Annotated in this window: 10 protein-coding genes; 5 read left to right on the forward strand and 5 right to left on the reverse strand. The window is 67.0% G+C overall.

The window, feature by feature from the left end; translation table 11 throughout:
- Window position 1: 1 nt before the first annotated feature.
- The 3 genes from IPU70_RS02010 to IPU70_RS02020 are packed head-to-tail and all read right to left on the reverse strand — an operon-like array spanning window position 2 to window position 3,812.
- Window positions 2–307 (reverse strand): chorismate mutase, encoded by a 306-nt coding sequence (locus tag IPU70_RS02010; protein WP_207464521.1) that lies wholly within the window; start codon window positions 305–307, stop codon window positions 2–4.
- Between the two features lie 5 nt (window positions 308–312).
- The gene (locus IPU70_RS02015) at window positions 313–2,607 is read right to left on the reverse strand and encodes a UvrD-helicase domain-containing protein (protein ID WP_207464522.1); all 2,295 of its coding nucleotides are present in this window, start codon (window positions 2,605–2,607) and stop codon (window positions 313–315) included.
- Window positions 2,604–3,812 (reverse strand): fatty acid desaturase, encoded by a 1,209-nt coding sequence (locus IPU70_RS02020; RefSeq protein WP_207464523.1) that lies wholly within the window; start codon window positions 3,810–3,812, stop codon window positions 2,604–2,606. Before IPU70_RS02020 ends, IPU70_RS02015 begins: the two co-directional genes overlap by 4 nt.
- A 355-nt stretch (window positions 3,813–4,167) precedes the next feature.
- On the opposite strand from IPU70_RS02020, the gene IPU70_RS02025 reads away from it, so the two are divergent.
- Window positions 4,168–4,563 (forward strand): hypothetical protein, encoded by a 396-nt coding sequence (locus IPU70_RS02025; protein ID WP_207464524.1) that lies wholly within the window; start codon window positions 4,168–4,170, stop codon window positions 4,561–4,563.
- Between the two features lie 14 nt (window positions 4,564–4,577).
- On the opposite strand, the gene IPU70_RS33060 is transcribed toward IPU70_RS02025, so the two are convergent.
- On the reverse strand, window positions 4,578–5,948 hold the full coding sequence (locus tag IPU70_RS33060) for an RsmB/NOP family class I SAM-dependent RNA methyltransferase (protein WP_207464617.1): 1,371 nt from the start codon (window positions 5,946–5,948) through the stop codon (window positions 4,578–4,580).
- 1,114 nt (window positions 5,949–7,062) lie between these two features.
- Entirely contained in the window at window positions 7,063–7,719 is a 657-nt protein-coding gene (gene purN, locus IPU70_RS02035; RefSeq protein ID WP_207464619.1) for a phosphoribosylglycinamide formyltransferase, read from the reverse strand.
- A 134-nt stretch (window positions 7,720–7,853) separates the two neighbouring features.
- Here purN and IPU70_RS02040 point away from each other — a divergent pair, with 134 nt between their 5' ends.
- The 4 genes from IPU70_RS02040 (at window position 7,854) to coaBC (ending at window position 13,576) form a co-directional block, all read left to right on the forward strand.
- A complete protein-coding gene (locus tag IPU70_RS02040) occupies window positions 7,854–8,819 on the forward strand; it encodes a bifunctional riboflavin kinase/FAD synthetase (protein WP_013394711.1) in 966 nt (321 codons plus the stop codon).
- Window positions 8,809–11,670 (forward strand): isoleucine--tRNA ligase, encoded by a 2,862-nt coding sequence (gene ileS / locus IPU70_RS02045; RefSeq protein ID WP_207464525.1) that lies wholly within the window; start codon window positions 8,809–8,811, stop codon window positions 11,668–11,670. The genes IPU70_RS02040 and ileS overlap by 11 nt, the downstream gene beginning before the upstream one ends.
- A 2-nt stretch (window positions 11,671–11,672) precedes the next feature.
- The gene (lspA, locus tag IPU70_RS02050) at window positions 11,673–12,212 is read left to right on the forward strand and encodes a signal peptidase II (protein ID WP_207464526.1); all 540 of its coding nucleotides are present in this window, start codon (window positions 11,673–11,675) and stop codon (window positions 12,210–12,212) included.
- Between the two features lie 167 nt (window positions 12,213–12,379).
- Window positions 12,380–13,576, forward strand: a complete 1,197-nt coding sequence (gene coaBC, locus IPU70_RS02055) for a bifunctional phosphopantothenoylcysteine decarboxylase/phosphopantothenate--cysteine ligase CoaBC (RefSeq protein WP_207464528.1) — start codon at window positions 12,380–12,382, stop codon at window positions 13,574–13,576.
- Window positions 13,577–13,632 lie beyond the last annotated feature (56 nt).

A 13,632-nucleotide genomic window follows, 5' to 3' on the forward strand; every position in this document is an offset into this window, starting at 1 on the left:
ATTACGAGTACGGACGCTCGCGCAGGCGGGTGTGGTGGTCGACCACGGTGTCGATCACTTCGCGCAGTATGGTTTCGGCAAGCGCGGGCGGCACGCCCGCTTCCTGCGCCAGGCGGCGGATGCGTTCGACCTGCTGCTCCTCGCGCTGCGGATCGACCAAGTCCATGCCCAGGTCGCGCTTGAGCTCGCCTATCATGTCCGTGCAGCGGAACCGAACACCCAGCAGCAGCATGATCTGCTGGTCGATTTCATCGACCTCGGCGCGCAGCGACGCCAACTCGGCCTTGGAAGTATCGTTGTCAGCCATGTGTGTCAACCCTGAACAATGTCGAGTTTGGCGATGCCCAGCGCCAAGGTCTTGGCGCCCACGTCGCGGAACTGGATTTCAGCCTGGGCGTCCTGCCCTGCTCCGCTCAGGCTCACGATCGTGCCCTCGCCGAACCGCGCGTGATGCACGCCCTGACCCACACGATACTGCTTGTCGCCCACCGTGACACCGGTAGCGACGCCACGCGGTTGACGCGGCGCAATGGTATTGGTGGGCTTGCGTCCGAAAGCGTCGCCGCGATTGCCGCCACCCCAGCCCGCCCCGGTGCTGCCGACCGGCGCCAGGCCGGCCTTGGGCGACAGCCACTTCAGGTGCTGCTCGGGAATTTCGTCCAGGAAGCGCGAACGCATCGCATAGCGCGTCTGGCCATGCAGCATCCGGCTTTGCGCCAGGCTGATGTACAGGCGCTGGCGCGCGCGCGTGATGGCCACGTACATGAGGCGGCGTTCTTCCTCCAGTCCGGAAGCTTCCAGGACGCTGTTCTCGTGCGGGAACAGGCCCTCTTCCAGGCCGGTGATGAACACGGCGTCGAACTCCAGGCCCTTGGCCGCATGCACGGTCATGAGCTGCACGGCGTCCTGGCCCTGCTGGGCCTGATTGTCGCCGGCTTCCAGCGCCGCATGCGACAGGAACGCCGCCAGCGGGGTCAGGCCGTCGGACGCCACAATGGGCGCGTCCACCACGCCCGCGTTGAGCGTGGAGGCCGTGTCCTGTTCGGGTACCACGCCAGCGGGCATGCCGTCGTAGTTTTCCTCGGACGCGAACACGGCCGCGGCCGTGATCAGTTCGTTCAAGTTTTCCAGGCGTTCCGCGCCTTCGCGTTCGGCCTTGTAGTGCGCGTTCAGGCCGCTGGCCTCGAGCATGTGCTCGACCATTTCCGGTAGCGGCAGGTCGCGCGTCTCTTCGATCAGGCGATGGATCAGCTGCGCGAACTGCGCCAGGTTGGAACCACCCTTGCCGGGCACCAGGGCCACGGCCGCATACAGGCTGGTGTCGTGCGCGCGCGCGGCGTCGCCCAATTGCTCCAGCGTGCGCGCGCCGATGCCGCGCGTGGGAAAGTTGACGACCCGCATCCAGGAGGTATCGTCGTGCGGGTTGGCCATCAGGCGCAGGTAGGCCAGCGCGTGCTTGATTTCCTGGCGCTCGAAAAAGCGCAGGCCGCCATACACCTTGTAGGGAATGCCGGCGGAAAAGATGGCGTGTTCCAGCACGCGCGACTGCGCGTTGCTGCGGTAGAGCACCGCGATCTCGCGGCGCAGACTGCCTTCGCGGATCAGGGAACGGATCTCGTCCACGATCCACTGCGCTTCCATGCCGTCGGACGGCTGCTCGATGACGCGCACCGGCTCGCCCTCGCCCTGCTCGGTCCAGAGATTCTTGCCCAGCCGGCCGGTGTTGTGGCCGATCAGCGCGTTGGCCGAATCCAGGATGTGGCCGAAGGAACGGTAGTTCTGCTCCAGGCGGATAACGGTCCCGCGCGCGTAATCGCGCTCGAAGTCGGCCATGTTGCCGACGTTGGCGCCGCGGAACGCGTAGATGGACTGGTCGTCGTCGCCCACCGCGAAGATCGCGGCGCCGCCGCCGGCCAACAGGCGCAACCACTTGTACTGCAGCGTGTTGGTGTCCTGGAACTCGTCGACCAGGATGTGGCGGAAGCGGCGCTGGTAGTGCTCGCGCACGGGCGCGTTGCGCGACAGCAGTTCGTAGGCGCGCAGCAGCAACTCGGCGAAGTCCACCACACCCTCGCGCAGGCACTGGGCCTCGTAGAGCTGGTAGATCTCGATCAGGCGGCGGCGATGAGCGTCGTAGGCTTCGACGTCGGCCGGACGCAGGCCCTCTTCCTTGGAACCGTTGATGAAGCGCTGCACATCCCGGGGAGGATACTTTTCATCGTCGACGCCGTTGGCCTTCATCAGCCGCTTGATCGCCGCGAGCTGGTCGGTGACGTCCAGGATCTGGAAGCTCTGCGGCAAGCCGGCATCGCGGTGATGCGCGCGCAGCATGCGGTTGCACAGGCCGTGGAAGGTACCGATCCACAGGCCGCGCGTATCGATCGGCAGGATGGCCGACATGCGCGCGAGCATCTCGCGCGCCGCCTTATTGGTGAACGTGACCGCCAGAAGCCCAAAAGGCGAGGCCTGGCCGGTTTGAATCAGCCAGGCCATGCGGGTGGTGAGCACCCGGGTCTTGCCGCTGCCCGCCCCGGCCAGGACCAGGGCGTGCTGCGGTTCTAACGTTACTGCGGCGCGTTGTTCAGGGTTGAGCTTCTCTAGCATCATGCCGCGTAGCGGCGCAGACGTTGAGCGAATTGCTCGAGCCCGGCGATGCCGCTTTGCTGGGCGCGCTGGCACCAGGCCTGCAGGTCATGAAGAAGCTGTTCGCTGCTGGCGCTGGAGCTTTCCCAGATGCGGCCGAGTTCGCGGCGCATCTGCACCAGCGTGGCCAGCGACTTGTTCTTGGCGATGGCCTGGTCCACGGCGGCAACCTGTTCGGGCTGGAGGATGTCCTCGTTGCGATGGATGGCGCGGCGCACGCTGTGCAGCTTGCTCCAGTCGCACTCGGCGCTGTCCTTGTTGCGCGAATCCTTCAGCTTGGCCAGCTCTTCGCGGGCCGCGCTCTTGATCACGTCCGCATAGCGGGCCATGACTTCGTAGCGGTGCGTGATCACGCCCTGCAGGGTACGCAGGTCGATGCCGGTCTTGCTGTCGTCCAGCTTGAGCTTGGGCGCAACCTTCTTGATCTTGGCCAGCCCGAAGAACTTCAGGATGTTGATGTAGCACCAGCCGATATCGAATTCGTACCACTTGGCCGAGAACTTGGCCGACGTGCCATGGGCGTGGTGGTTGTTGTGCAGCTCTTCGCCGCCGATCACGATGCCCCAGGGGAACACGTTGGTGCTGGTGTCCGGGCTGTTGTAGTTGCGGTAGCCCCAGTAGTGGCCGATGCCGTTGACGACGCCGGCGGCCCAGAAGGGAATCCAGGCCATCTGCACGGCCCACACCGTGACGCCCATGGCGCCGAACAGGGCGACGTCGATGGCGAGCATGGTCAGCACGCCCCACAGGCTGTGCTTGCTGTAGACGTTGCGCTCGAGCCAGTCGTCAGGCGTGCCGTGGCCGAACTTGGCCATGGTTTCCTTGTTGTTGGATTCTTCGCGGTACAGTTCCGCGCCGCGGAACAGCACCTTCCAGATGCCGAACAGAATGGGCGAATGGGGATCGCCTTCCTTTTCGCACTTGGCGTGGTGCTTGCGGTGAATGGCCACCCATTCCTTGGTGACCATGCCGGTCGTCATCCAGAGCCAGAAGCGGAAGAAGTGCATGACGGCCGGATGCAGATCCAGACCACGGTGCGCTTGGCTGCGATGGAGGAAGACCGTGACCGACACAATCGTGATGTGCGTCACAACCAGAGTGAACACGATGACCTGCCACCAGGTAGCTTGGGTCAGACCGCCGGCAATGAAGGAAAGGATGTAATCCATAAAGCTGTTAGGAGCCTCGCTAGAGAAGTGCCTGGAGTTTAGCTTACCTTGACCGACTTATGACAAGGTAGTTTCAAAATAGTTTTTGAGCGAAATCAAGGACTAAGCCCTGGTTTTTCAGGGCAAAAAACCACTCTCGCCGCCAGAAATGTAGATGGCGAGGCCGAGCCTTGCGGCACGCGGCGCTAGGGCCGTCCTCCCCAGGGAACGTGGGGGGCATACGCGAAGGCGCAAGGTTTGGGCTGGATTTCGCCGTTAAAGTTCCTGTCAGCTGGGCGTCCGGTCTTGAAGCAGACTTGCGGCTGGCGCACACTGCGGGTGCTTTGCCGATCAAACTGTCTCTTTTGCCCAACTGATGTTGCTGAAAAAAATACGTCCCCATTTATTTTGTACCCTGGCCGCGCTGGGAGCCGCCCTGCCCGCCTCCGTTCCCGCGCAGACGGTGAAGTCGGGCGACGTCGCCGTGCTGGCCTCGTACTATGAGATCCGTGGCGCGGACTGCCTGGCGCTACGCGCGCCGCGGGTATCGCTGACCATGATGCCGCGCCTGGGCAAGGCCAACATCATGCAGACGCGCGGCCAGTCCAGCGATTCCGGCCGCTGCGCCTACCAGGCGGTACCGGTGTCGCAGGTGGTCTACCAGGCAGACCAGCCCGGCAATGACACCCTGGCCTGGGAAGTGAAGTACCAGAACAAGACGCTAGGCACGCGGCGCTACAGCGCCACGGTGGTGGTGACGCCGGGTCCCTGACCCGGCGCTCCCGTTCAGGCCGGCTGATCCTGCGGGCCGGCCGCGGTTTCCCCGGCCGGCGTTTCCGCCGATGCCTCTGCCGGCGTTTCGGCGGGGGCATCATCGGCGTTCGCCGCCTCGGCGTTCTCAGCCCCGGCTGCCGCGCCCTTCTTCCTGCGTTCGAACACCGCGGCAAAGAAGCCGTCGGTGCCGTGCACGTCGGGACGCAACTGCACGTAGGGTCCGTCCAGCTTCAGGGTTTCGCAGCGGGCGGCCAGGATCTCGGCGGCGTCCAGGCGTTCGAAATCGGGGTGGCTGGCCAGGAAGCGTTCGGCCTGCACCTCGTTTTCCTCGGCCAGCAGGCTGCAGGTGGCGTACACCAGGCGGCCGCCCGGCGCCACACAGCGCGCCGCGCTGTTGAGGATGCGTTCCTGAAGCTGGCCCAACTCAGCCAGCGCCTCGGGGTGCTGGCGCCATTTCAGGTCCGGATTGCGGCGCAGGGTGCCGATGCCGCTGCACGGGGCGTCGACCAGCACGCGCTGGGCCTTGCCGGCCAGGCGCTTGACGCGGGCATCGTTTTCGCTGTCGATGACCACGGGCACCACGTTGGACAGGCCGCTGCGCGCAAAGCGCGGCTTGGCGCGCGCCAGGCGGGCCGCCGACACGTCGAAGGCGTACAGGCGGCCGGTGGAGCGCATCAACGCGCCCAGCAGCAGCGTCTTGCCGCCCGCGCCGGCGCAGAAATCGATGATCATTTCGCCGCGTCGCGGCGCCACCAGCAGGGCCAACAGCTGGCTGCCCTCGTCCTGGACTTCGATGCTGCCGTTCTCGAACTGCGGCCAGCGGTTGATGGCCGGGCGGCCTTCCATGCGGATGCCCCAGGGCGAATACGGCATCGCAACCGGTTCGTAGCGGCCGGCGCCCTGCTGCAATTCCGTCAGCATGGCGTCGCGCTCGACCTTCAACGGGTTGACGCGCAAGTCCAGGCTGGCCTGGCGGTTGAGCGCCTCGATCAGGGTTTCGGGGCTGTCCATGGCGCCCAGGCGCTCGTCCAGCCAGTCAGGAATGCTGCCGCGCACGGCGCGCGGCAGCGTCGCCAGATCGATCTGCGACACGCGTTGCAACCATTCGGCTTCAGCGGCGTCCATGCCTTCGGTCAGGGCCTCGGCGCCCAGCGTCGCGGCCAGGCCCAGGATGGCCAGGCGGCGCGAGGCCGGACCGACACCGCTTTCGCCGAATTGGCGGTAGCGGCGCAGATGGCGCAGCACGTCATAGACGGCTTCGGCGACTTCGGAACGGTCGCGCGCGCCCAGATTGGGGTGATGGCGCAGCCAGTGCGACAGGGCCGCGTCGGCCGGATAGGTCCACTGTAGGATTTCGCCCAGGACGCGCTGGACCTGGTCGATACGGATGGCCGCATGCGACTGGCGCGGACGGTTGAACTGAGGCTTGGGCGGGCGGTCCTGGCCGCCGTCGCTGCCGCCGCCGCGCGGGCCGCCATACTGGCCCCGCTCGCCACCGCGATCATCGCCTCGCGGCGCGCCGTAGGACGGACGCGAGTCCGAGCGGCCTTCGCGACGGTCCGAACCATAGGACGCGCGTTCGCCGCCACGGCCTTCACCGCGCGGGGCGTCATAGGACGGACGCGGGCCCGGGCGGCCTTCGCGACGGTCCGAGTCATAAGACGCGCGATCGCCGCCGCGGCCTTCGCCGCGCGGAGCGTCATAGGATAGGCGCGGACCCGGACGGCCTTCGCGGCGCTCCGAACCGTAGGAGGCGCGTTCGCCGCCACGGCCTTCGCCACGCGGGGCGTCATAGGAAGGACGCGGACCCGGGCGGCCTTCACGGCGTTCCGAACCGTAGGAGGCCCGCTCGCCGCCACGGTTTTCGCCACGCGGAGCGTCGTAGGACGGGCGCGGACCCGGACGGCCTTCGCGGCGCTCCGAACCGTAGGAGGCGCGCTCGCCGCCACGGTTTTCACCGCGCGGAGCGTCGTAGGACGGACGCGGGCCCGGACGGCCTTCGCGGCGCTCCGAACCGTAGGAGACACGCTCGCCGCCACGGTTTTCGCCGCGCGGAGCGTCGTAGGACGGACGCGGGCCCGGACGGCCTTCGCGGCGCTCCGAACCGTAGGAGGCGCGCTCGCCGCCACGGTTTTCACCGCGCGGAGCGTCGTAGGACGGACGCGGGCCCGGACGGCCTTCGCGGCGCTCCGAACCGTAGGAGGCGCGCTCGCCGCCACGGTTTTCGCCGCGCGGGGCGTCATAGGAAGGACGCGGCGCCGGACGACCACTGGTGCGCTCGTCGCGGCTGCCGCCGGAGCGCTCGTCACGGGCGCTGTCGCGCGCGACCGGCGTGCGTGCGTCGCCCTTGGGACGCGAGAAAAAGGACCGACCGTCGCGGCCTTCGGAGGTCGACCTGGCGGCGCCTGCCGGACGGGAACGCGGAGATTGGGGTTTGCTCATGGTGTATTCCAATGGGGCGGAGGGCTTCCGCCCGAAAAATGCGATTCGGGGCCGCTCAGGCGGCCGGCGACCAGGCGAACAGGCGGTCGGGATCGCCTTGCACGTTCACCCGCTGGTCACTGGTCAGGGTAACCCGGCCTTCAGCCAGCCAGCGCACCGCCGCCGGAAAAGCGCGGTGCTCCACCGCCAGCACGCGCTCGGCCAGCGCTTCAGGCGTATCGCCCGCCAGGACCGGCACGCAGCCCTGGGCGATGATGGGGCCATGGTCCAGCACCGGCGTGACGAAATGCACGGTGCAGCCATGCACGCGCACGCCGGTAGCCAGCGCCTGGGCGTGCGTGTGCAGTCCCGGGAAAGCCGGCAGCAGCGAGGGATGGATGTTCACCAGCCGGCCGGCATAGTGGTTGACGAAGCCCGGGGTCAGCACGCGCATAAAGCCCGCCAGGATGACGTAATCGGGTTCGTAGCGGTCAATTTCGGCGGCCAGCGCGGCGTCGAAGGCTTCGCGGCTGGCGTAGTCCTTGTGGTACAGCGCGCCGGTGGGGATGCCCTCGTGGGCCGCCCATTCCAGGCCCGCGGCGTCGGGCTTGCTGGCGATGACGGCGGCGACTTCGGCTGGCCAGCCCTCAGTGCGGCAGGCTTCGGCCAATGCCTGCATATTGCTGCCGCGTCCCGAGATCAGGATGACGATGCGGCGCTTGGTGGTAGATATTTCCGGCAAGATAAGGAATTCCAAGGGAAATCGGGCCCGTCCGCCCTCCGAAATCCCGCGTGCGGCAGCAGCCTGGACGCGCATCAGGAGGAAACAGGAACAAACCCGGAATCCAAAATTGTAAACTCTCGCTCGTGAAACCATCGCTGCGCATCTACCGATCCCTGCCCCCGCCCGACCGGCGCGCCCCTTGCGCGCTGACGATCGGCAACTTCGACGGCGTCCACCGCGGACACCAGGCCATGCTGGCGCGCGTCTGCCAGGTCGCGCGCGACCGCAACCTGACGCCCGCCGTGATGACCTTCGAGCCGCATCCGCGGGAGTATTTCGCCACCCTGAATCAACGCCCGGAACTGGCGCCCACCCGCATTTCGGGTTTGCGCGACAAGCTGGCCGCGCTGGCGCGCTACGGCATCTCCCAGGTCGTGGTGGAACGCTTCAACGCCCGCCTGGCTGAAATGTCGGCCAACGCCTTCATCGAACAACTGCTGGTCCAGGGCCTGCACGCCAAATGGCTGCTGGTGGGCGAGGATTTCCGCTTCGGCCACAAGCGCAGCGGCGACATCGACCTGCTGCGCGAGGCCGGCCTGCGCCATGGCTTCGAAGTGCAGACGCTGGCGGACGTGACCGACCAGCAAGGCCACCGGATCTCCAGTTCCGAAGTGCGCACCGCGCTGGCGGTGGGCGATCTGGAACGCGCCCGCCACCTGCTGGGCCACCCGTACCACATCAGCGGCCACGTGATCCACGGCCAGAAGCTGGGCCGCACGCTAGGCTTCCCCACCATGAACCTGCGGGTGGCGGAGCGCTGCGCCGCGCGCTCCGGCATCTACGTGGTGCAAGTCTATGGCCTGGCCGACCGTCCGCTGCCGGCGGTCGCCAGCCTGGGCGTGCGCCCCACCGTCGAAGACCGCGGCCGCGTGCTGCTGGAGTCACACCTGCTCGACGAGACCATCGACGCTTACGGTAAACTCGTACGCGTCGAATTCCTGCAAAAGCTGCGGGACGAAGAAAAATTTCCTGACCTCCCTTCCCTGACTGCCGCCATCGCCGAAGACGCGCGAAACGCGCGCGCCTATTTTGCCGTTCATGGACTATAAAAAGACCCTCAACCTGCCCGATACCTCCTTCCCCATGCGGGGCGACCTCGCCAAGCGCGAGCCCGCCTGGATTTCGCAGTGGGAGGAAAACCACGTCTACCAGGCAATCCGCGCCGCCAGCCGCGGCCGGCCGCGCTTCGTGCTGCACGACGGCCCGCCCTACGCCAACGGCGACATCCACATCGGCCACGCGGTCAACAAGATCCTGAAGGACATCATCGTCAAGAGCCGCAACATGGCCGGCTATGACGCGCACTATGTGCCGGGCTGGGACTGTCACGGCATGCCGATCGAAATCCAGATCGAAAAGAAATACGGCAAGCACCTGCCCGTGGCCGAAGTGCAGTCCAAGGCCCGCGCCTACGCGCTCGAACAAATCGACCGCCAGCGCAAGGACTTCAAGCGCCTGGGCGTGCTGGGCGAGTGGGATCGTCCCTACATGACGATGAACTTCAGCAATGAAGCCGACGAAATCCGCGCACTGGGCCGCATCCTGGACAAGGGCTACGTGTTCCGCGGCCTGAAGCCCGTGAACTGGTGCTTCGACTGCGGCTCGGCCCTGGCCGAAGCCGAGGTCGAATACGCCGACCGCGTCGACCCGGCGGTGGACGTGGCCTTCCCGTTCGCCGAACACGCCAAGCTGGCCAGCGCCTTCGGCCTGGAATCGGTCGACGATGGCGCCATCGTCATCTGGACCACCACGCCCTGGACCATTCCGTCCAACCAGGCGCTGAACCTGCATCCCGAGATCGAATACGCGCTGGTGCGCGTGTCGCCCGTGCCCAAGTTCGGCCCCCTGCTGCTGATCGCCAAAGAGCGCGTCGAGGCCTGCCTGAAGGCCTGGAACCTGGAAGGCGAAGTCATCGCCACCGCTCCGGGCGCGGCGCTGTCGGGCATCGAGTTCCGCCATCCGCTGGCGCAGTTCAATGCCGCCTACGACCGCAAGTCGCCCGCCTATCTGGGCGACTACGTGACGGCCGACTCCGGCACCGGCGTGGTGCACTCGGCGCCGGCCTACGGCATCGAGGACTTCGTGTCGTGCAAGGAGCACGGCATGAAGGACACCGACTTCATCAGCCCGGTCATGGGCGACGGCAAGTACGTGGACAGCCTGGCGCTGTTCGGCGGCCTGTCCATCTGGGACGCCAACCCCAAGATCGTCGAAGCGCTGCAGGAAGCCGGCGCGCTGATGCACGTGGAGAAGCACAAGCACAGCTACATGCACTGCTGGCGCCACAAGACCCCGATCATCTACCGCGCCACCAGCCAGTGGTTCGCCGGCATGGACGTGACGCCCAAGGACGGTAGCCCGACCCTGCGCGAATCGGCGCTGGCCGGCATCGACGCCACGGCCTTCTATCCGGCCTGGGGCCGCGCCCGCCTGCACGCCATGATCGCCAACCGGCCGGACTGGACCCTGTCGCGCCAGCGCCAGTGGGGCACGCCGATGGCCTTCTTCGTGCACAAGGAAACCGGCGCGCTGCATCCGCGCACCTCCGAATTGCTGGAACAGGTGGCGCAACGCGTCGAGCAAGGCGGCATCGAAGCCTGGCAGACGCTGGATCCGCGCGAACTGCTGGGCGACGAAGCCGACCAGTATGAAAAGAATCGCGACACGCTCGACGTGTGGTTCGACTCGGGCAGCACCCACGCCACCGTGCTGGGCGGCAAGGACGGCGACTTCGCCGGTTCGCACGGCGCTGAACTCGCCTGGCCCGCCGACCTGTACCTGGAAGGCTCGGACCAGCACCGCGGCTGGTTCCATTCGTCGCTCCTGACCGGCTGCATGCTTTACGGCCAGCCGCCCTACAAGGCGCTGCTCACGCACGGCTTCGTGGTGGACGGCCAGGGCCGCAAGATGAGCAAGTCGGTGGGCAACGTGATTGCCCCGCAAAAGGTATCCGACTCGCTGGGCGCGGAAATCCTGCGCCTGTGGGTGGCCTCCACCGACTACTCGGGCGAACTGTCCATCTCGGACGAGATCCTCAAGCGCGTGGTCGAAGGCTACCGCCGCATCCGCAACACGCTGCGCTTCCTGCTGGCCAACCTGGCCGACTTCGACGCCGTGACGCAGGCCGTGCCCTATGGCGAACTCTTCGAGATCGACCGCTATGCGCTGGCCATGACGGCGCAGATGCAGGCTGAAGTGCAGGCCAACTACGAACGCTACGACTTCCACCCGGCCGTCTCGCGCCTGCAGACGTTCTGCTCGGAAGACCTGGGCGCGTTCTACCTGGACATCCTGAAGGACCGCCTGTACACCTCGGCCGTGGACAGCCGCGCGCGCCGCTCGGCCCAGACGGCCCTGCTGGACATCACGCAGACGCTGCTCAAGCTGATGGCCCCGATCCTGTCCTTCACGGCCGAGGAAGCCTGGAAGGAACTGGTCAACTCGGCCCTGAAGAACCAGGCCGACGCCGCCCGCACCACCATCTTCACCGAGGTCTACCACGCCCTGCCGCCGTTCGCGGACGCGGACGCCTTGTCGGCCAAGTGGACCCGCCTGCGCGCCATCCGCGCCGAAGTCCAGCGCAAGCTGGAAGAAGTGCGCACGGCCGGCGACATCGGTTCCTCGCTGCAGGCCGAAGTCGATCTGTACGCCAACGGCGCCGACCAGGAACTGCTGGCCAGCCTGGGCGACGACCTGCGCTTCGTGCTGATCGTCTCGCGCGCCACCGTGCACACGGGCGAAGGCGAAACCCGCATCGAGGTCACGCCGTCGGCGCACAAGAAGTGCGAACGCTGCTGGCACTGGCGCCTGGACGTGGGCCAGGACGCTGATCACCCCGAGATCTGCGGCCGCTGCGTGTCCAATCTGTTCGGCTCGGGCGAAGCCCGCGACAAGGCTTGAGCATGGCCCGCCCCTCCGAACCCGGAGTGACGGGCGCCACCGCCCCCGCCCGCGCCGCGCCGGCGCGCGTGGGCGGCTGGCTGGCGCTGGCATTGCTCATCATCGTGCTGGACCAGCTGACCAAGGTCTACTTCAACACCTCGTTCCAGTATGGCGAGCGTGTCAACGTGTTGCCGGTCTTCGACTTCACGCTGATGTACAACCGGGGCGCCGCGTTCAGCTTCCTGGCTTCCGAGGAAGGCTGGCAGCGCTGGCTGTTCACCGGCCTGGGCTGCGTGGCGGCGGTGGTCATCACCATCATCCTGCGCCGCACCCACGGCCAGCCGCGCTTCAGCCTGGCGCTGACCCTGATCCTGGGCGGCGCCATCGGCAACGTCATCGACCGCGTGGTCTATGGCCACGTGGTGGACTTCCTGTTGTTCTACTGGAACGACTCCTACTTTCCCGCCTTCAACCTGGCGGACGTGGGCATCAGCTGCGGCGCCATCCTGCTGGTGCTGGACGAGCTCCTGCGAGGCCGCAAGGCCAAGACCCAGGCCTGAAAACGGCCCGGCCGGGGCGCCGCCATGCCCCGCCCCCCCCCTCTTTCTCACGGTTTTTGTGCTGCTTGATGCCCCCTGAACGCATCGCGAACGGCGCAATGCCGCAATGCAGAATAAAATCACTGTCCGTTCCTCGTTTACACGGCGCTGAACCCGCCGCCTCCCTCATGCTCGACCTCGCCCGCAAACGCATCGTCCTCGGCCTGACCGGCGGCATCGCCTGCTACAAAATCGCTGAACTGGTGCGGCGCATGACCGAACAAGGCGCCACCGTCGACGTGGTAATGACCGAGGCGGCCACGCACTTCATCACCCCGGTCACCATGCAGGCCCTGTCGGGCCGCCCGGTGTTCGTGGACGCATGGGACGCCCGCGTGCCCAACAACATGGCGCACATCGACCTGACACGCGGCGCGGACGCGGTGCTGATCGCGCCCGCCAGCGCCGACTTCATGGCCAAGCTGGCGCACGGCATGGCCGACGACCTGCTGTCCACGCTATGCCTGGCGCGCGCCTGTCCCTTGCTGGTCGCGCCCGCCATGAACCGCGAGATGTGGGCCAACCCGGCCACGCAGCGCAACGTCGAACAACTGCGCGCCGACGGCATCAGCGTGCTGGGCCCTTCCGCCGGCGAGCAAGCTTGCGGCGAAACCGGCGACGGCCGCATGCTGGAAGCGCATGAGCTGCTGACCGACCTGATCGCCTTCTTCCAGCCCAAGCTGCTGGCCGGCCGCCACGTGCTGCTGACCGCCGGCCCCACGTCTGAACCCGTGGACCCGGTGCGCGTGCTGAGCAATCGCTCTTCCGGCAAGACCGGCTACGCGCTGGCGCGCGCCGCACGCGAGGCCGGCGCCCGCGTCACGCTGATCACCGGCGCCACCTTCTTGCAAGTCCCGCGCGGCGTCACCGCGCTGTCGGTCACCACCGCGCGCCAGATGCACGACGCCGTGATGGCCAGCGCGGCCGACGCCGACATCTTCATCGCCGTGGCCGCGGTGGCGGACTGGCGCGTGAAGAACGTCAGCAACCAGAAGCTGAAGAAGACCAGCGAAGGCGGCGGCGCGCCCGTGATGGAATTCGAACCCAATCCGGACATCCTGGCCGAAGTCGCCAAGCTGCCCAATGGCCCCTGGTGCGTGGGCTTCGCCGCCGAAACCGAAAAGCTGGCCGAACATGCCGAAGCCAAGCGCACGCGCAAAGGCATTCCGCTGCTGGTGGGCAACCTGGCGCACAAGGTCATGGATGCGGACACCACCGAACTGGTGTTGTTCGACGAGCAAGGCACCCATCCCCTGCCCGCCGGCGACAAACTGGACGCGGCGCGGCGCCTGATCGCCGAAATCGCAGCCCGGCTACCCAACTAAAAAAGCCAGGCCCAAGGGCCTGGCCTGACTGCTGATGAACCCCTGTCTCCGGACAG

Source organism: Achromobacter sp. SD115 (genome assembly GCF_017355315.1).
Lineage (GTDB): Bacteria > Pseudomonadota > Gammaproteobacteria > Burkholderiales > Burkholderiaceae_B > Achromobacter > Achromobacter xylosoxidans_B.